At 66.2% G+C, this 25,910-nt stretch carries 19 protein-coding genes; 9 read left to right on the forward strand and 10 right to left on the reverse strand.

What is annotated here, in order from left to right; translation table 11 throughout:
• Nucleotides 1-1,305, forward strand: a 1,305-nt coding sequence (locus tag AC1DRP_RS02770; protein WP_476767742.1) for a hypothetical protein, incomplete at its 5' end; no start/stop codon positions are given.
• Nucleotides 1,306-1,323: 18 nt separating this feature from the next.
• Here AC1DRP_RS02770 and AC1DRP_RS02775 read toward each other — a convergent pair.
• Nucleotides 1,324-2,475 carry an aminotransferase gene (locus tag AC1DRP_RS02775; protein WP_441492001.1) on the reverse strand — a complete coding sequence of 384 codons (1,152 nt, stop codon included), beginning with the start codon at nucleotides 2,473-2,475 and terminating at the stop codon, nucleotides 1,324-1,326.
• Between the two features lie 282 nt (nucleotides 2,476-2,757).
• Here AC1DRP_RS02775 and AC1DRP_RS02780 point away from each other — a divergent pair, with 282 nt between their 5' ends.
• From AC1DRP_RS02780 to AC1DRP_RS02790, 3 genes are all read left to right on the forward strand, one after another.
• Nucleotides 2,758-4,245 (forward strand): cobyric acid synthase, encoded by a 1,488-nt coding sequence (locus AC1DRP_RS02780; protein WP_476767743.1) that lies wholly within the window; start codon nucleotides 2,758-2,760, stop codon nucleotides 4,243-4,245.
• A 228-nt stretch (nucleotides 4,246-4,473) separates the two neighbouring features.
• Entirely contained in the window at nucleotides 4,474-5,085 is a 612-nt protein-coding gene (locus tag AC1DRP_RS02785; protein ID WP_441505078.1) for a TetR/AcrR family transcriptional regulator, read from the forward strand.
• A gap of 75 nt (nucleotides 5,086-5,160) precedes the next feature.
• Nucleotides 5,161-7,125, forward strand: a complete 1,965-nt coding sequence (locus AC1DRP_RS02790) for an SDR family NAD(P)-dependent oxidoreductase (RefSeq protein ID WP_476767744.1) — start codon at nucleotides 5,161-5,163, stop codon at nucleotides 7,123-7,125.
• Here the strand turns inward: AC1DRP_RS02790 and AC1DRP_RS02795 are convergent.
• On the reverse strand, nucleotides 7,049-7,972 hold the full coding sequence (locus tag AC1DRP_RS02795; RefSeq protein ID WP_476767745.1) for an NAD-dependent epimerase/dehydratase family protein: 924 nt from the start codon (nucleotides 7,970-7,972) through the stop codon (nucleotides 7,049-7,051). The genes AC1DRP_RS02790 and AC1DRP_RS02795 overlap by 77 nt on opposite strands.
• Entirely contained in the window at nucleotides 7,969-8,991 is a 1,023-nt protein-coding gene (locus AC1DRP_RS02800) for an MraY family glycosyltransferase (protein ID WP_476767746.1), read from the reverse strand. Before AC1DRP_RS02800 ends, AC1DRP_RS02795 begins: the two co-directional genes overlap by 4 nt.
• Before the next feature lie 83 nt (nucleotides 8,992-9,074).
• Here AC1DRP_RS02800 and AC1DRP_RS02805 point away from each other — a divergent pair, with 83 nt between their 5' ends.
• Nucleotides 9,075-9,536, forward strand: a complete 462-nt coding sequence (locus AC1DRP_RS02805) for an MmcB family DNA repair protein (protein WP_441492060.1) — start codon at nucleotides 9,075-9,077, stop codon at nucleotides 9,534-9,536.
• Between the two features lie 92 nt (nucleotides 9,537-9,628).
• Here AC1DRP_RS02805 and AC1DRP_RS02810 read toward each other — a convergent pair whose 3' ends face one another.
• Both AC1DRP_RS02810 and AC1DRP_RS02815 read right to left on the reverse strand, forming a co-directional pair.
• Complete coding sequence (locus AC1DRP_RS02810; RefSeq protein WP_043234810.1) at nucleotides 9,629-10,183, reverse strand: ActR/PrrA/RegA family redox response regulator transcription factor; 555 nt, start codon at nucleotides 10,181-10,183, stop codon at nucleotides 9,629-9,631.
• Between the two features lie 62 nt (nucleotides 10,184-10,245).
• Nucleotides 10,246-11,616, reverse strand: a complete 1,371-nt coding sequence (locus AC1DRP_RS02815; protein WP_441505074.1) for an ActS/PrrB/RegB family redox-sensitive histidine kinase — start codon at nucleotides 11,614-11,616, stop codon at nucleotides 10,246-10,248.
• Between the two features lie 190 nt (nucleotides 11,617-11,806).
• Here AC1DRP_RS02815 and AC1DRP_RS02820 point away from each other — a divergent pair, with 190 nt between their 5' ends.
• The 3 genes from AC1DRP_RS02820 (at nucleotide 11,807) to AC1DRP_RS02830 (ending at nucleotide 15,170) form a co-directional block, all read left to right on the forward strand.
• Entirely contained in the window at nucleotides 11,807-13,108 is a 1,302-nt protein-coding gene (locus tag AC1DRP_RS02820; protein WP_476767747.1) for a polyhydroxyalkanoate depolymerase, read from the forward strand.
• A 42-nt stretch (nucleotides 13,109-13,150) separates the two neighbouring features.
• Entirely contained in the window at nucleotides 13,151-13,891 is a 741-nt protein-coding gene (locus tag AC1DRP_RS02825; protein WP_441505072.1) for a M48 family metallopeptidase, read from the forward strand.
• An 82-nt stretch (nucleotides 13,892-13,973) separates the two neighbouring features.
• Entirely contained in the window at nucleotides 13,974-15,170 is a 1,197-nt protein-coding gene (locus AC1DRP_RS02830) for a multidrug effflux MFS transporter (protein WP_441505071.1), read from the forward strand.
• Nucleotides 15,171-15,176: 6 nt separating this feature from the next.
• Here AC1DRP_RS02830 and AC1DRP_RS02835 read toward each other — a convergent pair whose 3' ends face one another.
• Nucleotides 15,177-17,342, reverse strand: a complete 2,166-nt coding sequence (locus AC1DRP_RS02835) for a transglycosylase domain-containing protein (RefSeq protein WP_476767748.1) — start codon at nucleotides 17,340-17,342, stop codon at nucleotides 15,177-15,179.
• 328 nt (nucleotides 17,343-17,670) lie between these two features.
• Between AC1DRP_RS02835 and AC1DRP_RS02840 the strand changes: the two genes are divergently transcribed.
• Nucleotides 17,671-18,069 carry a DoxX family protein gene (locus tag AC1DRP_RS02840; protein ID WP_476767749.1) on the forward strand — a complete coding sequence of 133 codons (399 nt, stop codon included), beginning with the start codon at nucleotides 17,671-17,673 and terminating at the stop codon, nucleotides 18,067-18,069.
• Between the two features lie 93 nt (nucleotides 18,070-18,162).
• Here the strand turns inward: AC1DRP_RS02840 and trxA are convergent, their stop codons facing one another.
• The 4 genes from trxA to AC1DRP_RS02860 all read right to left on the reverse strand — a co-directional run bounded on the left by trxA (nucleotide 18,163) and on the right by AC1DRP_RS02860 (nucleotide 25,863).
• Entirely contained in the window at nucleotides 18,163-18,483 is a 321-nt protein-coding gene (trxA, locus tag AC1DRP_RS02845) for a thioredoxin (protein WP_043235061.1), read from the reverse strand.
• Between the two features lie 108 nt (nucleotides 18,484-18,591).
• Entirely contained in the window at nucleotides 18,592-22,056 is a 3,465-nt protein-coding gene (gene addA, locus AC1DRP_RS02850; protein ID WP_476767750.1) for a double-strand break repair helicase AddA, read from the reverse strand.
• Nucleotides 22,053-25,163: a double-strand break repair protein AddB gene (addB, locus tag AC1DRP_RS02855; protein ID WP_476767751.1), complete on the reverse strand. Its 3,111-nt coding sequence runs from the start codon at nucleotides 25,161-25,163 to the stop codon at nucleotides 22,053-22,055. Before addB ends, addA begins: the two co-directional genes overlap by 4 nt.
• Nucleotides 25,156-25,863: a nucleotidyltransferase family protein gene (locus AC1DRP_RS02860; RefSeq protein ID WP_476767776.1), complete on the reverse strand. Its 708-nt coding sequence runs from the start codon at nucleotides 25,861-25,863 to the stop codon at nucleotides 25,156-25,158. The genes addB and AC1DRP_RS02860 overlap by 8 nt, the downstream gene beginning before the upstream one ends.
• Nucleotides 25,864-25,910 lie beyond the last annotated feature (47 nt).

Here is a 25,910-nt window from a genome sequence, read left to right on the forward strand (position 1 = left end):
GCGCCGACCCGGCGCAGGCGCCGACCCGGCGCAGCGCTTCCCGTGGAAGCGCTGCTTGACCGCAAGGCGCAGGATTTCCTCGCAGTAGCAGGTCGACTCGGCGATCCACTTGGCGACGAGGCCACCCGGCATCTGCGAAGCGAGGCGGCGGCAGCGCTTGCCGCCGGCCGCTTCGCCGATGCGGACAAGGCGCTGGCTCAGGCCGAGCTCCAAGTGATCGGCGGCTCGACCGATCTCTCGGCGCTGACGGTCGCCCAGCGGCTCACGGCCGGCGGGAACCGCACCGACCGGGCGGCGATCAGCTTTCTGCGCATGACGTCGGAGGCCTATCGCGAGGCCGCTGCCCGCTATGGCGAAGCGTCTGCGCTCATCGGTCTGGCCGATCTCGATCGCAGTCGGGACCTGGCTCTCGCCCAGGCGAAAGCGCTGGCGCGGATCAGCGAGGATTTCGGTGGGCGAGACGGCTATGACGCGGCCATTGGCTTGCTGCGCCGTTTGCTCGAGGGCTTCGACAGCCTCGAGGATACGGTCGCCTTTGCCGGGGCCCAGGACGCTTTCGCTGCCGTGCTCGAGAGCCTTGCGGAGATGTCCGGCGATGGCAAACTACGCGTCGAGGCGCTCGGCCGTTGCCGGGCGGCATTAGAAGACCTCCGCCGGGATGAAGCGCCGGCCCTCTGGCATGGATTGAAGGTCCGCTTTGGCCGACTTGCCTCGATGCTGGGTGAGGCCAGCGCGGACGATGATCTGCTGGAGGAAGCGGTTGCAGCGTTCGCCGATGTCCTTGCTCGCTGGGATCGAAGTCGTGACGAGGCGCGTTGGCTCGAGGCCGAGCACTTGATTTCTCGCGCGCGCGCCGATCTCGGTTCGCGCCGGAAGGACCTCGCCCTGCTCGAGCGGGCTTTCAACGGCTTCAACAGGGTTGCCAAGACCGTCGACAGGGCGCGGGAGCCTCTGCGCTGGGCCGAGTTGCAGCATCAGATGGGTGGGGTGCTAGCGGCCATGGGCGAGCGCTATAGCGAGCCCGTCGTGCTCGAAGAGGCCCTCGCCTTGTTCTCTGCCGCGCTTGAGGAGCGCCGGCGCGAGACCGTACCCTCCCTTTGGGCGGCAACCACGGCCAGTCACGGACAGGCTTCCCTGCATCTCGCCGAACGCCGCCGTGATCGGGGCCTGGCCGAGCAGGCCCTCGCTCAGATCATGTCCGCGATCGAAGCCTTGCGGGCCAGTGGACACGCCGCGAATGCCAAGCGCCTCGAGGCGCCGTTGATCAAGGCCGGCAGGCTGGTCGAGACACTACGCAAGAGCTGAGAGCGGGGCTTCCGCGGCTCAGGCCGCTTTCCTCCAGTCCGCGAGCCGCTCAAGTGCCGCATCGAGCGTCGCGTCATGCTTGGCAAAGCAGAAGCGCACCACCGTCTTGACGGCGCCCTCCGCATAGAAGGCGCTGACCGGGATCGCGGCGACACCGTTCTCCGTGACAAGTCTCTGACAGAACGCGATGTCGTCGGTCTCGCCGAGCGGCGCGATGTCGACATTGAGGAAGTAGGTGCCGACGCTTGGCAGCACGCTGAAACCGAGACCCTGCAACCCGCTGGCGAAACGATCACGCGAGCGCTGGAAATCGGCGCGCATCCCGTCGAAATAGGAATCATCCTTGCCGAGCCCATAGGCGACTGCAACCTGCAGGTTCGGCGGGGTGGTAAACGTGATGTATTGATGCGCCTTGGCGAGCACGCGCATCAGATTGGGCGCCGCCATCACCATCCCGACCTTCCACCCGGTCAGCGAGAAGATCTTCCCAGCCGACGAGATCTTCACCGTGCGCTCGCGCATGCCCGGCCGCGCCATCAGCGGTACATGCCTGCGGCCGTCGAAGACGACATGCTCCCAGACCTCGTCGCAGATCGCGACGGCGTCATGCCGGATGCAGAAATCGGCGAGCAGATCGAGATCGGCAGCACTGAAGATCGTCGCGGTCGGATTCAGCGGGTTGTTGAACAGCACGACCCGGGTCTTTGGTGAAAAGGCCTTGGCCAGCGCCTCTTCGCTCAGGCCGAAAGCCGGCGGGGTTAGGGTCACGAATTTCGGGATGCCGCCGGCCCGGCGCACCAGCGGCACATAGGCGTCGTACATCGGCTCGAACAGCACGACCTCGTCACCGGGCGTGATCAACGCCATCAGGGCGCCGGCGATCGCCTCGGTTGCCCCCGAGGTGATCATCACCTCGCTGTCCGGATCGAGATCAAGGCCCTGCCAGTGCTTGTAATGCGTGGCGCAGGCCTGACGCAGCTCCGGCAGGCCCATCATCGGCGGGTACTGGTTCCAGCCGTTCATCACCGCCTCGGCGGCCTTTCGCCGCACATCCTCGGGCCCCGGGTCGTCGGGAAAGCCCTGGCCGAGATTCACGGCGCCGGTCTCGCGCGCGAGCCGCGACATCACTTCGAAGACGCTGGTCTGAAGGGCGGAGAAGATCGGGTTCATCGCAATCTTGTCGAGTTTGGGTGCGAGAGAGCTTGGGCCTCTACCATGTCCCGCTGCCCTGTGCACCGGCTCAAGCAAGCCCTCATGCTCCTGACAGAATATGGAATGATGAATGTTGACATTCATCAGCGGTCAATGCTTATCTCCGTTTCGCCGGTTCACGACGGGCGCCCGCGGTTTCTTCGCCCCTTTGGAGCTGCGGGATATTGGCGTGAACCGGTGACCCTCCCTCTCCATCGCCGCCTGCTTGCCCGCGCCCTGAGCGCCGCCTAAGCAAGCGCCATGGCCGCGCCCAAACCCACCCCCGCCCTGATGATTCTCGGCACCGGCTCGAATGTCGGAAAGTCGCTGCTCGTCGCTGGATTATGTCGGCTCTTTGCCGATCGCGGCCTCAGGGTGCGGCCGTTCAAGCCACAGAACATGTCGAACAATGCCGCAGCGACCGCTTCAGGCGAGATCGGTCGCGCCCAGGCTCTTCAGGCCCGCGCTGCCCGCGTGCCGCCGCATGTCGACATGAACCCGGTGCTGCTCAAGCCGGAGAGCGACACAGGCAGCCAGATCGTGCTGCAGGGCCGCGTCGCAGGCCACCTCGCGTCGGGCGATTTTGCGCGGCGCGGCGATTTCCTGCCGAAAGTGCTGGAGAGTTTTGAGCGGCTGAGCGCCGGGGCCGATCTCGTTCTCGTCGAGGGAGCCGGTTCACCGGCCGAGACCAATCTGCGCGCGCGAGATATCGCCAATCTCGGCTTTGCCCGCGCGGCCGGCGTTCCGGCGCTGCTGATCGGCGACATTGATCGCGGCGGCGTGATCGCCAGTCTCGTCGGCACCCATGCCGTGCTCGATGCCGCCGATCGCGAGATGATTAGGGCCTTTGCCATCAACCGCTTTCGTGGCGACGCAGCACTCTTCAAGGACGGCATCTCCACGATTTCGCAGGCGACTGGCTGGCCTTGCCTCGGTATTGTGCCCTGGTTCGCCGAAGCGTCCCGCCTGCCGGCCGAGGACGGGCTCGATCTGACCTCCGGCGTGCGCACGGCCGGCGCCGTGCTCAAGGTCGCGGTACCCGTACTGCCGGGAATCGCCAATTTTGACGATCTCGACCCGCTGAAACTGGAGGCCGCCGTCGAACTGGTCATGGTGACCCGTGGCGCGCCGCTGCYGGGCGACGCCGATCTCGTCATCCTGCCCGGCTCAAAGACGACGCTCCGCGATCTCGCGGCTTTGCGCGCCGAGGGCTGGGATATCGATCTCGCTGCCCACCGCCGACGCGGAGGTCATGTCATCGGCCTCTGCGGTGGCTACCAGATGCTCGGGCGTACCGTGCAGGATACTCATGGTCTGGAGGGACCGGCAGGTGAGGCTCCAGGCCTCGGCATGCTCGAGGTCGAGACGGTGCTGGAGCCTGGCAAGACCGTGCGTGAGGTCGATTTCACCCATGCGCCCAGCGCATCGTCAGGTCGGGCCTACGAGATTCATCTTGGCCGCACCGAGGGGGCCGACACGCAACGCGCGCCCTTCCGGGTTGGTGAGCGGCGGGAGGGAGCAGCCTCGACCGATGGGCGCGTGATCGGCACCTACCTGCATGGCGCCTTTGCCTCAGATGCCGTCCGTGCCGCCATTCTTGCGGGCATCGCGGGCCGAACGCTGTCTTCGACGCTGAATTACGAGGATGAGGTCGAATTGGCGCTCGACCGTCTGGCCGGACATCTGGCCCGGCATCTCGACATCGATGCGATCTGGACCCTCGCTCAGGAGCGGGTGCAATCCGGCTGATCGAGTTGCGCCGCCTCGGCGCGGCCTAGCCTGCGACACTTTCACCGCACCCCGGTCTACCCGCCCGGGGACGGATTGACAAACTGGTCAGTTTTGCCGTCTACCGGTCAGAGAGGCCAGGAAGATTTGGCTAAAGTCTTTATTCGTCATGGAGTTGACGAATGACGAAATTCATCATAATGAACAATTCCCACCCGAAATCGCTGAGCAACTGAACGAGAAACCGAGTTGAGTCATCTTGAGCGGGATACGAGGCAGTGCATCGTCGATACGGCGGAGCGCTTCTTTCGTGACATCGGCTACCAGAAGACCACGGTGGCGGACATCGCCAAGGCACTGCGGATGAGTCCCGCCAATGTCTATCGGTTCTTCGACTCCAAGAAATCCATCAATGAGGCCGTCGCCGAGCGCTACATGGGCGAGATGGAGGCGGCCGTTACGGCGATTGCGCGGGAAAAGCGTTCCGCTGCCGAGCGGCTTCGGGATATCCTGATCACCAACAACCGCATCAACTCGCTGCGTTATCTCGACCACCACAAGGTGCACGAGATGGTCGCCGCTGCGATGGAGGAGAGCTGGGAGGTCGTCCAGGCTCATATCGGGCGCTATGACGGCATCCTGCGCGGTGTCGTGGCGGAAGGCATCGCTTCGGGCGAATTCCGACCGATGGACCCGCAAGTCGCCACCGCCTGCGTGCGCTTTGCAATGACGCCCTTCTGCCATCCGATGCTGATCTCGCAATGCCTGAGCCTGCCGGGGCCGAGCATCGAGGAGATGGTCGATTTCATTCTCGCCGGTCTCGGCTATTCGCGCGCCAAGGTCTCGCACGCGGAGGCTTGATTTCGCGCGCAGCGCGCTCTTTGCCTGCCGCTTCGCGTTGACAAGGCGGCACGGGAGCGGGATACCCCGCCGGCCATGGCCCTATTCACCAAGCAGAATACCAAGAAGCTCGCCGTCATCGTCCATGATCTCGTGGTCACGGCGCTGGCAATCGTTTCCGTTTTCGTGGTGCGGTTCGAGGGCGGGCAGCTCGATGAGCATCTGCGCTATCTGCCGAGCTTCCTGCCGTTTTTCGTCGCCTATGCTGGCGCGGTCTACTGGTTTTTCTCGCTTTATCGCTCGAAATGGCGCTTCGCCTCGCTTCCGGACCTGTCGAACATCGTCAAGGCGGTCACCGTCCTGTCGCTGTCGCTGCTGGTGATTGACTATCTCCTGTTGTCACCGAGCCTCTACGGCGCCTTCTATTTCGGCAAGATCACCATCGCACTCTATTGGCTTGTGCAGAACGCGCTGCTCGGCGGCCCGCGCCTCGCCTATCGCTACCTCAAATATTCCCGTTCCAAACAGCATGCCGAGCGCGACGCGGCGCTCCCCGCGCTGCTGCTCGGCCGCGGCGTCGAGGTCGAGATGGTCATTCGCGCCATGGAAGCCGGGACCATGCGCAAATTGAAGCCTGCTGGCATTCTGTCACCGCGCGCCGATGATCTCGGCCAGTCGATCCGCGGCGTTCCCGTGCTTGGTCTGCTGTCTCAGATCGAGACGGTCGCTGGCGACGCGGCCGAACGCGGTGAGCCGTTCCGCCGTATCGTCGCCACTTCGAGCGCCTTGGCACCGGAAGCCGAGCCGGACAAATGGCTCGCCCGGACGCGCAGGCTCGCCTTGCCGATCTCGCGGCTCGATTCCTTCGGCGAAGGCGGGACCGAGACTGAGCTGGCACCGCTGGAGATCGAGGACCTGCTCGTCCGCCCTTCGGTCAAGATCGATCGCGATCGGTTGGGGTCCTTCCTGAAAGGCAAGCGCGTCATCGTCACCGGCGGAGGTGGCTCGATCGGCTCGGAGATCTGCCTGCGCTGCGCGGCCTTCGGTGCTTCGGAGCTCCTGGTGGTCGAGAGCTCGGAGCCGGCGCTGTTCCAGATCACCGAGGAACTCGCGGCTCATCGGCTGGAGACAAGGATCTCGGGAGCGCTTGCCGATGTGCGCGACCGCGCCCGGATCACGCCGCTCTTCACGGCGTTTGCCCCCGACATCGTGATCCACGCCGCAGCGCTGAAACATGTGCCTTATCTCGAGGCCGACTGGGCAGAGGGCATCAAGACCAATGTCTTCGGCTCGATGCATGTCATCGATGCCGCGATCGCTGCTGATGCCAAGATCTTCGTGATGATCTCGACCGACAAGGCGATCGAGCCCGTCTCGATGCTGGGAGCGACCAAGCGTTTCGCCGAGATGTATGCCCAGTCGCGCGATGCCGAGTTTGTCGCAGCAGCCTCCGGCATGCGCCTCGTTGCCGTGCGCTTCGGCAACGTGCTGGGCTCGGTCGGCTCGGTGGTTCCTAAGTTCAAGGCGCAGATCAAGCGCGGCGGCCCGCTGACCGTGACCAGCCCGGAGATGATCCGCTACTTCATGACGATCCGCGAAGCCTGCGATCTCGTCCTGACCGCCGCGTCGCATGCCCRCGCCGCAGGGCCAGAGACTGAGCGCGCGGCCGTCTATGTGCTCAAGATGGGCCAGCCGGTCAGGATCATGGATCTGGCCGAGCGCATGATTCGGCTCGCTGGCTACGAGCCGGGCGTCGATATCGAAATCGCGATCACCGGCGTCCGCCCTGGCGAGCGTCTGAACGAGATTCTCTTCGCGCACGATGAGCCGATGGCCGAGACCGGGCTCGACGGCGTCATGGCCGCGAAGCCGAGCTTCGCGGCGCGCGCCCGCATGCAGGGCTGGTTCTCGCGCCTGGAAGCCGCCATCAAGGCTGAGGATCGCCTTGCGGCTGAAGCGGTGCTGGAGGAGGCGATTCCGGATTTCAAGCTGCGTCAGCAGCCGCGGCCAGCTGCGCCAGTGYCGGAAGCGTCGCTGCCGGTGGCCGCCAACCGGCCCTGATCAGCCCCTCGGGGCGCGCGACGAGCCCGCCACTGAGCTTGGCGAAGGCCTGTTTCTTCCCGGACAGCCGCGCCGCCTGCCTCAGGAGGGCCGCTGGAATGGCCAGGAGGCCGGGCTTGCGCCCGAGGCCGGAGCGCATCGCCGCGATCATCTCGGCCACGCTGACGGGCTCGGGGTCGGCAACCGTATAGCTACGCCGTGCCGGACAGGCGGATGTCAGCGCGAAGAGGATCGCGTCGACGAGATTCTCGATGGCGAGCAGCGAGCGCGGGGCATCGAGACCGCCGAGGGGCAAGGGTATCGGCAAACGCGCCAGCTTCAGGAGCGACGCCATATTCGCTTTGACGCCGGGCCCATAGACCAAAACCGGCCTTAGCGAGATCCAGTCGAGACCGAGCGCGGCGAGTCCCTGCTCCGCTGCAAGCTTGGAGCGGCCATAGGCATCGTCCGGTGCTGGCGCGTCGCTCTCGCGAAAATGGCCGTCAAAGGCTCCCGTGAGAGCCTTGATTGAGGAGACATAGACAAATCGCGCAGCGCCTGCTTGCAGAGCAGCTTCCGCCAGCGCGAGCGTCGCCTCGGTGTTGATGCGCCGGTAGAGCGATTCATCGAGACCAGGCCCGGCATGGGCGAGGCCGGCGAGATGAACGACATGGCGGATGCCAGCGACAGCCGGGCGCCAATCCACCGGCTCGGAGAGATCGCCGATCACCACGCGCTCGATGCCCTCATCCGCGGGGCTCTCGCGCCGCTGGGCTACCCGGACGCCATATCCCCTCGCACGAAGGCCGGCGACGACATGCGGGCCGATGAAGCCGCTCGCTCCTGTAACGAGAACACGTTCGCTCACGGCCGGATCCGCTTGCTGGCGAAGCGCCGCAGCAGCAGCCCGGTCAGCATCGCTGCAAGGGCAAGACAGATGAGCTGTTGCCAAAGCGCGGGAACGGCGACGCTGAGTCCGGCAAGCGCGATCAGGGCAAGGTTGAGCAGCGCGACCTGCATCACGACCTCTCGAACGCTGAAGCCGTTGACGGTGGCCTGCTGGTAGAAATGGCTGCGATGCGCCTCCCAGACTTTCTCGCCGCGCGCCAGCYGCCTGAACAAAGTGATCGTCGAATCCGCGACATGGTAGAGCGGCAGGATCAGCGCGGCGGTCAGTGCGCCGGTTCCCGCYAGGCGGTAAAGCAGATAGGCGCTGAGCAGACCGAGCGGCAGCGAGCCGACATCGCCGAGAAAGAGCCGCGCCACGGGCTTGTTGAACGGCGCGAAGCCGATGATCCCGCCGAACAAGGCGGCGGCGAGCAGGCCACTGGCGGGATCGAGCACCCCGCTGGCGCCCGCCAGGGCAAGCGCACCGGCGAGCGGTGCGATGCCGGCCACGGTGATCCAGTCGATGCCGTCCATGAAATTGGCGAGATTGACGAACCAGAGCCCGGCGATGAGCGCGAGACCGCGCTCGAGCCCGAGCGGCATGAGGTCCGGGAACAGTCTGAGTTCGGGAGCGGCGCAGAACAGCACGATCCCGACGCAAAGCGCCTGCAGGACGAGCCGTGTCGCGGCCGGAAGCGGGCGGATGTCATCCCAGGCTCCGACGACCGCCAGTGCCGTTGCCGCCGCCATGACCCAGACCAGATCAGCGCGCGCCGCCGTTGGAAGGGGAAGGAGCAGCAGAGCCAGGATCAGCGCGAGAAAGGCCCCGGCAAGAACTGCGATGCCGCCGCCCTGTGGCGTCGGCTGCGTATGGCTGGAGCGGGCATTCGGCCGCGCCAACGCATAGCGGACCAGCAGGGGCCGCAACAGCACGCAGAGCGCCGCCGATGCCGCGGCAGCCGGAATGATGATCAGCAGGAGAGCAAGATGGGAGTTCAAAGCGCCGGGACCATAGCCGGACGGCGCGGGCCTGCAAGCGTCTTCAGCTTGCGTTGAGGCGCACAAAGAGTGAACATGTGGGTATGTTGCTTCCCGATTCCGTGCTCAACCCGCCGCCTGCCCGCCCAGACATCACCCGTGCCGTCTGCCGCGGCGCGGCCAGGCATCTGCGTGAGCGCGGCTATGCCATCGTCAAGGAAATGACCTTCGCCAATGGCCGTCGGGGCGATATCGTCGCCTTGTCTCCGACCGGCGAACTCCTGGTCATCGAGGTCAAGTCGGGCATCGAGGACTATCGCGTCGATGGCAAATGGCCGGATTATCGCGACTATTGCGATGGTTTTCTCTTCGCGGTCGCGCCGGAATTCCCGCGCGAAATCCTGCCCGACGATGTCGGGCTGATCATCGCCGATAGCTATGGCGGCGAACTCCTGCGCGATGCGCCGCGCCATCCGCTCGTGGCTGCACGACGCAAGGCGCTCACGATCGCCTTCGCCAGGCTGTCTGCCCAGCGCCTTGCCTTGATCGAGGACCCGCCGCTCTAGATCAGTGGGCCGGATATCCGGCCCGATAATCTGACCTTCAGCGCTTGCATAGGCTTTCCCGAAAACCGCAATCCACTTTTCGGGCCGATGCTTCAGCGCGGGGCGCGCTTTGCCAGGATGCGCTGCAGGGTGCGCCGGTGCATGCCGAGCCGCCGCGCCGTCTCAGAGACATTGCGGCTGCACAGCTCGTAGACACGTTGGATATGTTCCCAGCGGACCCTATCGGCCGACATCGGGTTTTCCGGCGGCATCGGCCGCGAATCGCGCGCGGCTGCCAGGGCCGAATGGATTTCGTCGGCGTCAGCGGGTTTTGCCAGGAAATCGAAGGCACCGAGCTTCACGGCACTGACGGCGGTCGCGATGTTGCCGTAGCCGGTCAGCACGATGCCGCGCGCGTCGGGGCGGCGCTCCTTCAGGCGGGCGATGACATCGAGCCCGTTGCCATCAGCAAGGCGCAGATCGATGACAGCAAAGGCCGGGGCCTCTTCTTCGACAGCAGCAAGACCAGCCGAGACACTTTCGGCGATGCGTACGGAGTAACCCCGCCCTTCCATGGCCCGCGCGAGTCGGGTCAGGAACGGCTTGTCGTCGTCGACGAGCAGCAGGGTCATGTCCGATTGGGCGGCGTCGTTCAGCGCCTGTTGCATCTCAACTCTCCTGCCACCGGTTCGGGCCGGCGAAATTGTAACGCGATCATGGGTTTCGCGCATCAGGACGGCGAGAAGGGGCCGTCACCCTCAGGTAGTGGCATTTCCCCCCGTTTTGAAGACCCGGAAGGTTTTGCGTCGGCCTCGAACACCGCCCTCGGCCAGACCATGCGGACGGACGCGCCGCTCGCCGGGGATGGCAGATTCGAAAATTCGAGCGCTGCACCGCCGCGTTCCAGCAGCGTTTTTGCAATGAAAAGTCCCAGGCCCAAACCGCCGCCGGCGCGACTTTCTGCCGCTGCGCGCGAGAGATAGGGCTCGCCGGCGCGCATCAGGACGTCGGGAGGAAACCCGGGGCCATCATCGGCGATGGTCAGCATGACATGTATATCGGTCCATTGTGCGATGATCGCCACTTCGGACCGGGCGAAGTCGACGGCATTGTCGACGATATTGCCGAGGCCGTAGATCATGCCCGGGTTGCGTCGGCAGACGGGTTCCGGCTTGTCTCCGATCATATCGATGCGGAACGGCACGCCGAATGGCCGCTGCGGGCCGGCCGTCTCTTCGATCAGCAGGCGCAGCGAGAGTTGGTCGAGCGGGCCGGCATCGTCGTCCTGAAGCGAGGTGAGCTTGCCGAGGATGCCGCGGCAGCGCTCGACCTGCTCGCGCAGCAGCGTGATATCCTCCGCCATCTCGCCTTCCGGAGGGGCCAGCCGCGACAATTCACGTGCCACCAGGGCGATCGTGGCGAGCGGCGTGCCGAGTTCATGGGCTGCTGCTGCGGCGAGGCCGTCGAGCTGCGAAAGGTGCTGTTCGCGTGCCAGGACCAACTCCGTCGCAGCGAGAGCCTCCGAGAGGTCGCGCGCTTCCTTGGCGACGCGCCAGGCATAAATGCCGGTGAAGCCGAGCCCGAGCACGAGCGCGATCCAGTTCCCGGCCTGGTAGAATGGCGGCAGGACCGGCCGGTTGGGCCCGGCCCAGGGCAGGGGCAGATGCGCGAAGTTCAGCACGCTCGCCAGCACGACGGCCAGTAGCCCGAGCAGCATGGTGCGCTGCGGCGGCAAGGCTGTCGCCGAAATCATCACCGGCGCGAGGAACAGAATTGCGAAGGGATTTTGCAGGCCGCCGGTCAGGTAGAGCAGGGCTGCGAGCTGGATGATGTCGAAGGCCAACAGCGCGGTCGCCGCATCCTCGCGCAGCCTGTGGCTGAGCGGAAAGCGAATGCGCAGCGCAATGTTCAGCCAGGCGGAGATTGCGATGGCGAGGAAACACCAGCCGAAGGGCAGGGTGAAGCCGAGGCCAAAATGCACGCCAGCGACTGCGAGGCTCTGGCCGGCGATAGCAAGCCAGCGCAACCGCACGAGGGTGTCGAGGCGCAAATGACGGCTGGATCGTGCCAGCGGCGGGAGATCCGCATCAGGGACCGTCATGACGCCCATGCATCCGATGACGGACCGGGGTTTTGCAGTGCAAAACTGTGGCATTTTGGCATTGAAGGAAAATCTTAGCCTTTTGCCGGATTGAATGAGAGCAGAAACAATCTAGGCTGCGCTGTTTGTTGCGGCGCATCATCAGGTGCATCCGGCACCCGGGAGACGTCGCTGCATGTATGGAGCTGCCATGTCGTTCGCTTATCACGCCTACGAAGCGGTTCATACGATGGTCGCGCCCGTTCGTGGCATGTCGGATGCGCTGCAGCTGGCGTTCAAGAACCCAGCCAATCCGCTGACCTACACGCCGCTCGGCCGCACGGTCGCTGCGTCCTGTGAACTGTTCGAACGGATGACGCGCCGCTATGGCAAGCCCGCCTTCGACCTGAACGAGACCACGATTGGCGGCGTCAAGGTCGCCGTCGAGGAACGCGTCGTCTGGGAGCGGCCCTTCTGCAAGCTGGTCTATTTCGACCGCAAAATCGCCGGGCGTCGCAAGCCGCAGCCGAAGGTGCTGCTGGTTGCGCCGATGTCGGGCCATTACGCCACTCTGCTAAGAGGCACGGTCGAGGCCTTCCTGCCTGGCCATGAGGTCTACATCACCGACTGGACGGATGCCCGCCTGGTGCCGCTCGCCGCCGGTCGCTTCGATCTCGACGATTATATCGACTACGTCGTCGGCATGCTCCAGACGCTCGGCCCCGGCACCCATGTCATGGCCGTCTGCCAGCCTGCGGTTCCGGTGATTGCCGCGATCGCGCGGATGGAAGCGGAGAATGATCCCAATGCGCCGCGGTCGATGACCCTGATGGGTGGTCCGATCGATACCCGCCGCTCGCCGACCGCGGTCAACCAGCTAGCCATGGAGCGCGGTACCGAATGGTTCCGCCGCAATTGCATCACCATGGTGCCGTTCCCGCATATGGGCGCTTTCCGGGAGGTTTATCCCGGCTTCATGCAGCTATCGGGCTTCATGGCCATGAATATCGACCGGCATGTCTCGGCTCACTACGAGATGTACAAGCACCTCATCGCCGGGGATGGCGATTCGGCCGAGAAGCACCGCGATTTCTATGACGAGTATCTCGCGGTCATGGACCTGACGGCGGAGTTCTATCTCCAGACGGTCGATACCGTATTCGTTCAGCATGCCCTGCCCAAGGGCACGATGATGCATCGCGACAAGCTGGTTGATCTGAAGGCCATTCGTCGTGTTGCGCTGATGACGGTCGAGGGCGAGAACGACGATATCTCGGGCGTCGGCCAGACCCAGGCCGCCCATGATCTCTGCGCCAATATCCCGGCCGACAAGCGCGTGCATTACCTTCAGAAGGGCGTCGGCCATTACGGCGTCTTCAACGGTTCGCGCTTCCGCGCCGAAATCGCGCCCCGCATTTCCGACTTCATGGTCAGCCTCGACATGGAGGCAGCCAAGGTGCGCCGGGACGACAGCGCGGCCGTCGCGCGCAAGGCCTTGAAGATCGCGAACTGAAGCCCTTCCGCATCGCCCGCGAATCCAGCACAATTGCGGGCGATGCGGCTCTCCCTGTTCAAGCGCCAGCCTGATCCGGATCGGATCGAGGTCGCTCACGGCGGCACGCTGTTCTCCGTTGCGGTGAAGCGGCGCGCTGCCGCTCGGCGGATGACGCTGCGTGTCTCGCAGGCGACCGGCGAGATCACGCTGACGCTGCCGGAACGCGCAGACTTCCTCACCGGCAAGATCTTCGCCGAGAATCATGGTGGCTGGATCGCGGCAAAGCTCGCCAAACGTCCGCTTTCGGTGCCCTTTGAGCCGGGACAGGTCGTGCCCTTTCGCGGCGCACCCCACCGGATCGTGCATTGGTCGAAGGTGCGCGGCATCACCCACGCTACAATCGACAAGGATGGCACCGCCATCATCGCGGTCGCCGGCGAAGCCGCCCATGTCGCGCGTCGGGTCAAGGATTTCCTGCGCCGCGCCGCACTCGAGGATCTGGAGCGTGCGGTCAGGCACCACACGGCAACGCTCGGCATCCCCGCCCGCAAGATCACCATCCGCGACACCACGAGCCGGTGGGGCTCCTGTTCGTCGAGGGGGCACCTGAATTTCTCCTGGCGCCTGATCCTCGCCCCGCCACTGGTGCTGGACTATCTCGCGGCCCATGAAGTCGCGCATCTCAAGGAGATGAACCATTCCCATCGCTTCTGGGCGCTGACCCACAAGCTCTGCCCACGGACGGAAGAAGCGGAAGCCTGGCTGAAGCGCCATGGCGCAGGGCTGCACGGCTACGGCTGAGGCAGTCCTGGCCGCAGGCGTCCGGCTCGACTTGAGGCGCAACCTCCCCTAACCCGGCATCAGCCGAAACAGGGATGGTCTCGTGAAGCTGCGCCCCGACACGCTCGCAATGACCGCGGTCCTTGCCATGCTGACGGCCCTCGGGCCGCTCTCGACCGATTTCTATTTGCCGTCCCTGCCCGAGATCGTTCGTGTCATGGGCACCGACGTTGCAGGGGCGCAGGCGACGCTCTCCGCCTTTCTGTTCGGTTTCGCCGGAGGCCAGATCGTCTGGGGGCCGCTCTCGGATCGGTTGGGGCGCAAACCCGTGCTTCTCACCGGGCTGGCGCTTTTCCTCGTCGCGACCCTGCTCTGCGCACTTGCGCCTTCGATCGAGTGGCTGGTGGCGGGCCGGGTCTTGCAGGCATTGGGCGCGTCCGGGCCGATCGTGCTCGGCCGGGCCATGGTCAGGGATCTCTATGAGGGGCCCCGCGCCGGCCGGGAATTCGCCCGCATGGGCATGATCATGGGGTTGGTCCCGGCCATTGCGCCGGCGGTCGGCGGCATCCTGCAGGCGGCCTTTGGCTGGCGCTCGACCTTTGTTGCGACGCTGGCTCTCGCGCTGCTGCTGGCGGTCGTGATCATCCTGTTCCTGCCGGAAACCATCCGCGTGCGTTCATCGGAGCGGCTGTCGCTGCTGGCGATTTTCCGCAGCTTCGGCGTCTTGCTCAGGAACCGTCCCTATCGTGTCTATGTCGCGATCACGGCCTTGGCCTATGGCGGACTCTTCGCCTTCATCTCCGGCTCGTCCTTCGTGCTGATCAGCATCTATGGCCTGTCGCCGCGCGATTACGGCCTGTCCTTCGGGTTCGGGGTGCTTGGCTTCATCCTGGGCACCATCATCGCCCAGCGTCTCGTCGGCCGGCGTGGGCTCGACGGCGTCATTGCGATCGGCGTGGCCTTCCTGGCTGCGGGCGGGCTGAGCATGCTGCTATGCCTCACCGCCGGCTTTGGCGGCCCCCTCGGCGTCACGATACCCTGGGCGATCTATTCGATCGGGATCGGGCTCAGCATGCCCCAGGCGCAGGCCTCGGCGCTCATGCCGTTTCCGGATCGCGCTGGTGCTGCATCATCCTTCGTCGGGCTCTGCCAGATGCTGTTCTCGGCCTGTGTCGGTCTTGTGGTCGGCAAGCTGCTGACCGACTCCGCGCTGCCGCTGCCGGCGATGATGTCGCTGCTCGGCGTGTCGGCACTGGTCCTGTTTCACGCCTCGCGCAAGCTGCGAGCGGCCAAGGCCTGAAAAGGCTCAGCCGCCGAACAGCCGCTCGAGGAAGTTCTTCTCCTGCGGCGCAGGCGGCACCCAGGCGCGGTCCGAACCTGCGCCCGCTGTCTGGGTCTGTGCTGGCGGCTGCATGCCGGCCACTGGCGCGCCGCCATCGAAGATCGATTTCGGCCCCGCGCGCCACAACCCACCCGGCAGCGGCGATGGCTGCAGGCCGACATGGGCGGCCTTCATGTACCTGCCCCAGACTTCGAGTGGCAATCCGCTGCCATAGACCCGCTTCATGGCGCTGTTGTCGTCATTGCCGATCCAGACGGCGGTCACCAGCTTGGAGGTGAAACCGACGAACCAGGCATCGCGGAAATCCTGCGTGGTTCCCGACTTGCCGCCGACTTCCCAACCGGCGAGATTGCCCTTGCTGCCCGAGCCGCTGGCCATGGTTTCGTGGAACATGGCGTTGATCATCGGCAGCACCTGCGGCTGCACCACCGTCCCGAAACTCGTCGCCTTGCGGGCATAGATCACCTTGCCCGAGACCGACTTTACCTCGCGGATGACATAGGGCAGCACGGACTGCCCGCCATTCGCGAAGCTGGCATAGGCCGTGGTGAGCTCGATCGGCGTCACTTCCGAGGTACCGAGTGCCAGCGAGCCATTGGCCTGGAGGCCCGAGGAAATGCCGAGCCGCTGCGCGGTGCGCACGACTTCCTTCGGCGTCACCTCCTGGTTCAGCTTCACCGCGACGGTGTTGATCGAATGGGCGAAGGCGGTCTGCAGGGTCACCGGGCCGCGATAGGTGCGGCTGTTGTTCTCCGGCTGCCAGCCCTTGATCGAGACCGGGGAGTCGTCGCGGATCGTGTCCGGCGTCAGGCCATGCTCGATCGCAGTCAGATAGACGAAGGGCTTGAAGGATGAGCCTGGCTGGCGCTTGGCGGCGGTCGCGCGGTTGAATTGGCTCTTGGTGTAGTCGCGTCCGCCGATCAGCGCGCGCAGAGCCCCGTCCGGCGCCATGGAAACGACGGAGCCCTGGCTGGCATTCAGCTTCCCGCCCTGGGCGGCCAGAGACTCGACAAGGGTCGTTTCGGCCGCGGCCTGCAGCTTTGGATCGATTGTCGTCAGCACCGTGACGTCGCCCTCGACCGCACCGATGAAGTCGTCGAGCACGTCCATGACGTAGTCGGCCGCATAGTTCACCGAGCCGGCGCCGACACGTTCGGCCGCTTCTGCCGGGGCGACCAGTGCTGATTTCGCTGCGGCCGGCGAGACAAAGCCCTGCTCGGCCATCGCGGCGATCACGAGCTGCGCCCGTTTCTCGGCCGCATCCGGATTGCGGTTGGGCGCCAGCCGCGACGGTGCCTGTACCAGGCCCGCCAGCATGGCGGCTTCGGGGACGGTGACCGAGCGGGCGGACTTGTTGAAATAGCGCTGCGCGGCCGCCTCGACGCCATAGGCGCCGGAGCCGAAATAGACGCGGTTGAGATAGAGCTCGAGGATCTGGTCCTTGCTGTAGGTCTGCTCCAGCCACAGCGCCAGGATCGCTTCCTGGATCTTGCGCGCGGCGGTGCGGTCCTGGGTCAGGAACAGGTTCTTGGCAAGCTGCTGCGTCAGGGTGGAGCCGCCCTGGACGCCGCCACCCCGGTTGGTGACGTTGCGCACCATGGCGCGGGCGATGCCGATCGGGTCGATGCCGAAATGCTCGTAGAAGCGTCGATCCTCGATCGCGACGAAGGCCTTGGGCAGATAGGGCGGAATCTCGCCAAGCGTCACGGTACGCCCGCCGGTCTCGCCGCGATTGGCGAGCAGCGAGCCGTCGGCGGCGAGGATCGCGACGTTCGGCGGACGCTTTGGCACGGTGAGCTGATTGATCGGCGGCAATTGCGCCGCGTGATAGGCCACCAGCCCGCCGACACCGATGACGCACCAGAGTCCGAGGACCAGCGTCCAGTACATCATCCGGCCGAGGAAGGAGCGGCGCTTGCGTCCACGCCGCCGGCCCCCGCCATTTCCGCCCCCACCCTTGCGGATCTTCGGCATCTCTTCTCTCGGCTCCTGACGTGCGGCGCCGCGATGGCTGCGGCTCGAGCGATCATCGGCGGAGAGGCGCATGTCGAAGGCGTCGGAACTCTCGCTCCGCCCACCCTCGAAGGACGGCTCGCGCCGCTCGCCGCCTCGTCTCGCCCGATCGTTCATTCTGCCCCGTTCAGCCCCGTGAAACCGCGCCCTTTGCACCGAAAACGCGCGAGCTTCACACAGGAGTCAAACATGGCGCTTTTAAGGGCCGGTTAAGGGAAACCAGATTCCAGCACGGGCCCGGAGCAGCGATCACTCGGATTTGTGGCAAATGCGCCAGCCATGGCACTTCGCCGGGGAATGTTGCAGTGCAAACGTTCTTGTGAATTGAAAATCGCGTGAAACCCGACAACTTCGCCGCGCAGTCCAGATGCAATGCCGCAATTCGGCACGAATCCAGCCTGTTCCGACGTACTCGAGCCTCCGCGACCTAGAAGGTTATGTCCGAATGCAAGCCTCCAACCCCCTGAGCCGCTTTGCCCCGCAGGCTCTCGCCGTTTTGCGCATCGTGACCGCGCTGATCTTCATCATCCATGGCACTCAGAAGCTCTTTGGTTTCCCGGCCGCGCCAGCCAGCGGCCTGCCGGCCGCCTTCTCTCTGTTCTGGTTCGGCGCCATTCTGGAGGCTGTTGGCGGTTTCCTGATCCTGATCGGCCTGTGGACCCGTCCTGTCGCCTTCGTGCTGGCTGGCGAAATGGCCTATGCTTACTGGATGTTCCACGCACCGCGCAGCATCTACCCGCTGCTTAATGGCGGCGATGCGGCGATCCTCTACTGCTTCATCTTCCTTTACCTGGTCTTCGCCGGTGCTGGCGCCTGGAGCGTCGATTCCCGCTCGAAGCGCTGATTCTTCGACGGAACGGCGCCATTCGCCCAAAGAAAAGCCCGCCTCCCCCAGGGAAGGCGGGCTGATTTTTTTGGCCCGACAGGCCGGCAGAACTCAGACCGAGGCCGAAATCCAGCGCGAAAGGTCGCTCTTAGGGGCCGCGCCGACCTTCTGCGAGGCCAGCTTGCCGTCCTTGAACAGCATCAGGGTCGGGATCGAGCGAATGCCGAACTGGGCGGGAATGGCCTGGTTCTCATCGACATTCATTTTCACGATCTTGACCTTGCCGGCCATCTCACCGGCGATCTCCTCGAGCGCTGGGCCGATCATCCGGCAGGGGCCGCACCACTCGGCCCAGAAATCGACCACGACCGGCTCGCTCGACTTGAGGACATCCGCCTCGAAGCTCGCATCGGTTACCTTGTTCGTCGCCATGGCTTCTTCGCCTTTCAAAAGCAGTTCGCAGCACTGCTGCATTCGACACCGAAGCTATGAACGCCGGCAGCCCGGGTCAAGTTTCGTCGGCCTTGCATTGAAGCAGGGCTACCCTGCCAAATTCGCCAGAACGGCATCGAGCGCAGCGGCTTGTGGCTCCAGTGTCGCGAGCGTCGCAGTGTAGATCACCAGGGTCCGCACCTGCCGCCCCGGATAGATTTGCCCGATCAGGGCGCGATAGACGGCGAGCTGGGCTTGCGTCGCGGGCGGGATCGCCGATTCATCGGCCGGCGGGCGCGACGCCGTCTTGAAGTCGGCGATCAGTACCTCGTTCTCCGTGACGGCGAGCCGGTCGATCTGGCCCGAGACGGCGCGCACTGCACCATTCGCAAGCGTGATCTCGCCGGCAATCGGAACCTCAGCCAGAGATCCGGATGAAAACAGGGCGGAAAGCGCAGGGGCGCGAAGCAAAGCCAGGGTCTGGCCGATGACCTCCTGGCGTCGTGCGCCAGGCAAACCGGCTCCGCGCAGGGCGGCGAGTGCCTGTGCCGTCGCGTTGCGGGCCGGCGCGTCGACATCCGGCAGGATCTGCAGGAGCAGATGCGCCAGCCGGCCGGCTTGCGCTGCCTCGGCAAGGAATGGGCCGTCGCCCGGCCGCTCGGCCGCATCGGCGGCGCTGATCGCATTCGACGGCTTGAGCGGTGGCAACGGTTCCTGTTCGGCGGGCGCGGAGGCGCGGAGCCAGCCGGGTTCGGCGAGCACCGGCTTGGACTGCGCCTCCTCCACAGGACCGGTGGGCTTTGGTGCCGAGACCATGAAGCGCCGGATCGTGCCGACACCGTCCGGTGCGGCGACCTCCTGCAGGCCCGATGTCGCGAGCGAAAGTCCGCTTTCGATCATCGCATACCAGCTTCCGGGCGGCGCCTCGCCTTTGGCTTGCGCTCCGCAGACGATCAGCCGGTCCTCGGCCCGGGTCATCGCGACATAGAGGAGGCGATGATGCTCCTCGGCAAGCTGGTCGACGACCTGCGCCTTCGCCCTGCGGGTCGCCTCCGCATCGTCTGCCCTGGCCGGGGGCCAGATCGGCACGAGTTTGCCCCTGGGAGGTTCCACCGCGAGAATCTTCGGCAAGCGCTTGGCGCCCGGCTCGGGGGCGAGATCGGCGAGGATCACGATCTTCGCCTCCAATCCCTTCGAGCCGTGCACCGTCATGACGCGCACTTCGCCTGCGCTGCTGGAGAGGTCGCGCTTAACCTCGGTTCCGGCCTGGGTGATGTGGTGCAGGAAGCCGGCAAGCGATGGGCCGTGCCGTCGCTCATAGTCCAGCGCCGCGTTGAGAAAGGCGTCGAGCGCGTCGCCGGCCTCGGCCCCAAGCCGAGCCAGAGCGAGATTGCGCCCGCCTTCCGGCCCGAGCAGCTGCGCAAAGAAGCGAAATGGCCCGATGCGCCGTGCGTCGTCACCGAGTTGGGAGAGGCGTGCTTCGGTGGCGGCAAAGCGCGGCTCGCTTTCGCCGATGCCGTGCAGGGCGACGCGCAGCGAGCCCTTTCGCTCCGGCGCGAAGCGCATCAGATCGTCGTCGTCGAGGCCAAGCAGCGGCGTCTTCAGCGCGATGGCCAGCGACAGGTCGTCATCGGGCAGGAGCAGCGCCCGGCCGAGTGCCACGAGGTCTTCGACAGCGGGATGTGTCGCGAGGCTCAAGCGATCGCGACCGGTCACCGGCACGCCCGCATCCTTCAGGGCTTTGACGATCGCCTCGAACAGCGGCCCGCGCTGGCGCAGCAGGATCATGACGTCGCCGGGCTTGAAGCCGTGTCCGAGATCATCCTGCCCGCTGCGCGTCCAGCGTGCCAGCACGCCGGCGATGCGCGTTGCGAGCTTCACGGTCCCGCTACGCTGCTCGGGCGCGTCGACCGGAGTCGTCCAGGCATCCGGCGGCTCGCTCTGGTCGTCGGCCGATAGCGGCCAGAGATCGACTGCGCCGGGGTCGCCCTGGCGCACCGTGTCATGCACCTCCGGCCGGGCGCTGCCGTCGAAGACCAGCCCGCGGGCGTGCTCCGCCACCGCGAAGACGATGTCCACCGCCCGCATGATGTCGGGCGCCGAGCRGAAGGAGGTGTTGAGGCTCACCGCCTCGAATGCGAGCTGCGCCTGCCGGATATTCAGCCCGAGCCGGGTCCGCTGCTCGCCGAAGGCGCTCGGCGCGGCACCCTGGAAGCCGTAGATCGACTGCTTCTCATCGCCGACGACGAAGATCGTCCGGGGCTTTGGGCTCTCTGCGCGCGTGTCCCGTCCGCCCGTGAACTCGTCGGCGAGCGCGCCCAGGATCGCCCATTGCGCCTCGCTGGTGTCCTGCGCCTCGTCGAGCAGGATGTGATCGATGCCGGCATCGAGCTTGTAGAGCACCCAGGCGGCCTCGACCCGCGAGAGGAGGGAGCGCGTCTTGGCGATCAGGTCGTCATAGTCCAGCAGCGAGCGCTCGCTCTTCAACCGCTGATAAGAGGCGAGCATCCGTGTCACCAGCAGCGCGAGCGCGTGGCTGCGGTCGCGGATGGCAATGGCGTTGAGCTGGTCGACTGCGCCGAGCAGGAGATCGGCAAGAGTGTCGAGCACGGCCATCAGCGCCGACTCGAGTTCGGATTTGCCCTTGCCCCTGATATGCGCGTTGACCGTGCCTTCGGCCGTGATGAAGCCGGAGCGGCAGGTTGCGATCGGGTCGCCCTCGAACTGCTGCGCCGTCAGGCTCCGCAGCGCAGCCGCAAATTTCTGCCGGGTCGCGCTACCGGCATCCAGCGCCGAGACGAGAGCGGCAAGTCCTGGAACGGAGGCAAGATCGCGCCGGAAATCGGCCAGCACCTCGTCATTCGTCAGGTCCGGTGCAATTCCCAGGAAACCCGAAATGCCCGCGCGCATCTCCTGCGCCGAGCGCGCGCGGCCGTCTGCGTCGCTGAACAGGGTGCGCTGGCGCAAGGCCTCCTGCATCATCGCGTCAAAGGTGTCCTGCGCCGCCTGCCTGGCCAGCAGGTCGAGCGCCTGCGCCTCCGCGCCGGCAGGATCGGCGGCAATGGCCGCGAGCAATTCGCGCCTTGCGTCGTGCAGCAGCTCAGCCTGCGCGAGATCATCGGCAACCTCGAAGCGCGGCGGTACGTTCGCCTCGAAGGGCGCAGATTGCAGAACGCGCGTGCAGAAGGCGTGGATGGTCTCGATTCTGAGCCCACCCGGCGTCTCCAGCGCCTCCGCGAACAGCCGGCGAGCGCTTGCCTGCTGCCGCGCCGTCGCGCGCTCGCCGGTCAGGCCTTGGAGCGCCGCGGAAAGGGCCTCATCCGGCATGGTCGCCCAGGCGCCGAGCGCCTTGAACACGCGGTTCGCCATATTGGCGGCCGCCGCCTTGGTGTAGGTGATGCAGAGCATCCGGGCCGGCGCGACGCCATCGAGCAGCAGTCGCAGCACGCGGTTGACCAGCACATGCGTCTTGCCTGAACCGGCATTGGCCGAAACCCAGGCGCTGAGATCGGGCCGGGCGGCAAGCGCCTGGCGTTGGTTGGTCTGCGGGGGAACGATCCAGCCGGGCTTCATGTTTCGCCTCCGGGCTCGTCGCCACCCGGTGCCGCGGACCACTCCTTGACCCGCGCGAGCTGGTCGTAGGGGCTGGTATATTTGATGTAGTCGGGCGCGCGCCGCGAGACATAGGCTTCGCGCCCGCTTCGAAGCGCATGGAGATGCTCGATCAGCCGTTCGAGATGGCGCGCGGCGACATCGGCCAGAGGCTCGCCATCGAACTCGAGCGGCTTGTCCTTGGCCCAGCCCTTCGGATCGTGATGGAGCTTGAGATAGAGCAGCGCGTCGACCGGTGCAGGAGCGATATCCTCGCGAAATCCGGATCGCGCCGCGAGCTCGGCTTCCAGTGTCAATTGCGGCGCAAAACCCTTCTCGACCTGCGCCTTGCTTGGCGGAGCTCCGGTCTTGAAGTCGATGATGCGCAGCGAGGTCTGGCGCGTGATCTCGATTCGGTCGGCCCGCCCGCTCAGTCGGAATTCCGCGCCGTCCGGCAGCTTGAACGTCGCCGCGGTACCGCGTTCGACTGCAACCCGTGCCAGCTCGCCGCGCCGGCGCTCCTCCCAGCCGATGAAATGACTGGCGGTCAGGAGGAAGCGCGGCCACCAGAAGGCGCGGACCTCGGGTGTATCGTCAAACGCCTGGAACAGGCGCTTGCCGATCGCGATCAGGTGATTGAGCGAGTCGGCCGGCAATTGCTCCGGATAGGTCTCCGCGAAAGTCCCGACAATATCATGCAGCAGGTTGCCGCGATCGCTGGCGCCGGGGTCGCCAACGAGCTCGGGAAGGGCGTCGAGCTTCAGGATCTTGCGGGCAAAGATCTGGTAGGGGTCGCGGTAGAGCGTCTCGACCTCGGTGACGCTGAGCGCGACGGGCTGGAGCTGGCGCGCGGGCCGCGGAGCAGGGCGGCCGATTGGTTTGGCGTCGGCGGGTTTGCTCAGGAGTGAAGCAAGCCCGGTCAGGCGGGCTCCCCTGGCTGCGGCCCCGTTCCAGACATCCTGCGGGGTCACGGCCTTGAGCCTTTGCCAGAAGCGCGAGGCGATGGTCTCGGCCTCGCCGGCCTTGCGCGCGCGGGTCAGGGTCACCCGCTGCGCCATCGCGCCCTGGATGAAATCATGCGCGGTCTGGCCGATGCGCCGCTCGGGAGCGCTCAAGCCCAGTTCGGCCCGCATCGGCCGGTTCAGGAAGGAATCGGTCTTGGCCTCCGGAGGCCAGACGGACTCGACGAGGCCGCCCAGCACGACATGGTCGGCTTCCAGCAGGCGCGCTTCCAGCAAGCCCCAGATCTTGACGCGAGGATGGCCCGTCCCGCTGCGTCGGACCGATGTCTCGGCCAGCAGGCTGTCGAGGATCGCAATGACATCGCGGGGATGGCCGGCCTCGGGTGCATCTGGGAGGGCGCCGTCGATCTGGTCGAACAGCCCTGCAAGGGCCTYGCCGTCCGGCCCGACGAAGGCGAGCGTGGCGCCACTCTCCGCCCGACTGAGTGCGACCAGGGCATCGCGACTTGCCGTCACCACAGTAGCGAAGGAAGGCAGCGGGGCGGCCAGTGCTGCGAGCAGCGGCGCCATGGCGGCCTCGATCGCGTCGAGAACCAGGCCCGCGGCGGCGAGATCCGCGCTGTTCAGGCGCCTGCGCGGCGCAGGCGCATGCCGGTCCTGCATCAGTCCCGGAACCGCCGCAAAACTGTCGCGCAGGCCCGCAAATCCCTTTGTGACAGCCTCGCCCCGCCAGGCGCCGATCTCGAGCGCCGCCGCGCCCTGCGCCACGGTCTGTCGCGACAGTCCGAGCCGGCAAAGCGGGTGGGCAAGCAAGGGAACGAGGCTCGCCGGCATCATCTGGGCTCGCGCAGCCTCCAGGAGGAGGCGCAGCAGGGCGCCGGCCGGCCAGCGCGCGAGCGGCAGGCCAGCGGAATCATCGGCTTCGATGCCCCAGCGCCGGAGTTCCACGACGACTCGTTCGGCGAGGCCGCGATCGGGAGTGATCAGTGCGGCGTGCTTGCCGTCCTGCTCCAGTGTTTCACGGAGCGCGATGGCGACTGCCAGCGCCTCCTCGCGCTCGTCGGCGGTCTCCACGATGCTGATCCCATCGAAGGCTGCTTCAGCCTCGCCCGGGGAAACGCGGGTCGCGAGATCGGCCCAGAATTCCGTGACCGATGCCGGAAGCATCGCCTCGCGCAGCAACGCCGCCCGGGCCGCGAGGCCCGGTTCCGGCCTCGCCAGCGGCTGGGCGTCGTCACGGCCGGCCTTCAATGTCTGGAGCAGCCGATACAATGCCGCCTGCGGGTGGGACGGTGCAGGCTCCTTCTCGATCGCCTCCCAGGCAAGCTGAGCCAGGTCGAGGTCGAGATCGGGCAGTACGACCGCGCCATTGGGCATCCGTGCGATCGCTGCGAGAAGCCGGGCGGTGGCCGGGATCGTGCCCGTGGAGCCCGCAGCAATGATAGGCCCGGTCACGCTGCCGGAAAGCAGGCGTTGGCGTTCGGCTTCGAGCATGCGGTTGCGAAAATCGGCAGGATCGCAGGCATCGCGGCTTTCGAGGATCTTCGGCCAGGCCTCGCCCAGGATGGCCAGGAAGCTCGCATTGAGCTGCCAGACCTTGTCGAAACGAGCGGCGTCAAGGGTCGCCAGCCGCTCGACCGGCACGCCTTCGGTCTGCATCTGGTCGAGCAGGGCGGCGAGGTCGCCAGCCAGCCCCCAGGCCTCGGCCAGCGTCGAAGGCACGAGCGAGGGCTCTGACGGGTCGAGCTTCAGGTGGCTGCGGTTCGCCGTGCGTCCCCAGCTATCGACCAGCCGCGCCAGCAGCATCCGCCGCGCCAGTGGGTCGATCGGCCCGACGCGCGCGCCATCCCAGCCGCCCGCGCCGATCAACGCTGTCTCGGCCTCGTCGACATCGCCGAGCGGCACGATGCGCGGCAGCAGCAGCGGCTTGCCGCCAAGCCTCGCAGACAGGCCGGCGACCAGGGCCCGCGCTGCACGGCGCGTCGGGAGATAGAGCGTCGCACGAGCCATCGCTGCCGGATCATCCGGCGCGTAGACCTGACCGAATCGTCCATCCAGCACCGCCTGCGCCAGCACGTCGAGAAACGCTGTGCCGGCGGGGATGGTGAACAGGTTGAGCTCAGCCATGGAAGCTCTGGGCGGCCGCGAACGCGGCTTCTGCCGGCGCGATCGCTTCCGGCGTGCCGACATGCAGCCACTGGCCCTGCAGAACATGTCCGAACAGGCGCTTTCGCGCGATGAGCCGGTCGAAGAGCAGGTTGAGCGAGAACGAGCCCTCGGGGGTGTCGGCAAAGATCTCGGGTTTCATGATGATCACCCCGGCATAGACGACGGGGGCCGTTGGCGCCTGTCCGCGCCGTGTCAGCCGGCCGTCCGCATCCTGGAAGAAGTCGCCGGCGCCGTCGAAGCCGACACTGTCCTCGCGCCGGGCCAGCAGCATCAGCATGTCCATCTCCGCCGGCGTCCAGGCCTCGGCCATGGCCGCAATGTTGGAGATGCCGGTCTCGCTCCAGAGCGAGTCGGAGTTGACGTGGAAGAAGGGTTCGCCGCCGAGCAGCGGGAGGGCCTTCTTCACGCCGCCGCCGGTTTCGAGCAGCGCGTCGCGCTCGTCCGAGATGACGATCCGGGGATGTGTGCGCCCGGCGAGGTGAGCCTCGATCTGCTCGGCGAGATGGTGGACATTGACGATCGCCTCGGTGGCGCCGGCTTCGGCGAGCCGGTCGAGCGCGTGATCGAGCATCGCCTTGCCGCCGATCCGGACCAAGGGCTTCGGCAGGCTGTCGGTGATTGGGCGCATGCGCTGGCCAATGCCTGCCGCCAGCACCATGGCCCGGCGGATCGGCCGCGAACCCGTCTCAGTCACGCGAATCTCCC

The sequence above is a fragment of the Allobosea sp. 01N443 genome, assembly GCF_056399325.1.

What these genes read in the sequence shown, in the direction of transcription:
- AC1DRP_RS02815 (WP_441505074.1), bottom strand. Translation starts at nt 11,616, where the DNA reads ATGACGGTCCCTGATGCGGATCTCCCGCCGCTGGCACGATCCAGCCGT.
- AC1DRP_RS02840 (WP_476767749.1), top strand. Translation starts at nt 17,671, where the DNA reads ATGCAAGCCTCCAACCCCCTGAGCCGCTTTGCCCCGCAGGCTCTCGCC.
- AC1DRP_RS02860 (WP_476767776.1), bottom strand. Translation starts at nt 25,863, where the DNA reads ATGGTGCTGGCGGCAGGCATTGGCCAGCGCATGCGCCCAATCACCGAC.
- trxA (WP_043235061.1), bottom strand. Translation starts at nt 18,483, where the DNA reads ATGGCGACGAACAAGGTAACCGATGCGAGCTTCGAGGCGGATGTCCTC.
- AC1DRP_RS02820 (WP_476767747.1), top strand. Translation starts at nt 11,807, where the DNA reads ATGTCGTTCGCTTATCACGCCTACGAAGCGGTTCATACGATGGTCGCG.
- AC1DRP_RS02810 (WP_043234810.1), bottom strand. Translation starts at nt 10,183, where the DNA reads ATGCAACAGGCGCTGAACGACGCCGCCCAATCGGACATGACCCTGCTG.
- AC1DRP_RS02835 (WP_476767748.1), bottom strand. Translation starts at nt 17,342, where the DNA reads ATGAACGATCGGGCGAGACGAGGCGGCGAGCGGCGCGAGCCGTCCTTC.
- AC1DRP_RS02775 (WP_441492001.1), bottom strand. Translation starts at nt 2,475, where the DNA reads ATGAACCCGATCTTCTCCGCCCTTCAGACCAGCGTCTTCGAAGTGATG.
- AC1DRP_RS02825 (WP_441505072.1), top strand. Translation starts at nt 13,151, where the DNA reads ATGCGGCTCTCCCTGTTCAAGCGCCAGCCTGATCCGGATCGGATCGAG.
- AC1DRP_RS02805 (WP_441492060.1), top strand. Translation starts at nt 9,075, where the DNA reads ATGTTGCTTCCCGATTCCGTGCTCAACCCGCCGCCTGCCCGCCCAGAC.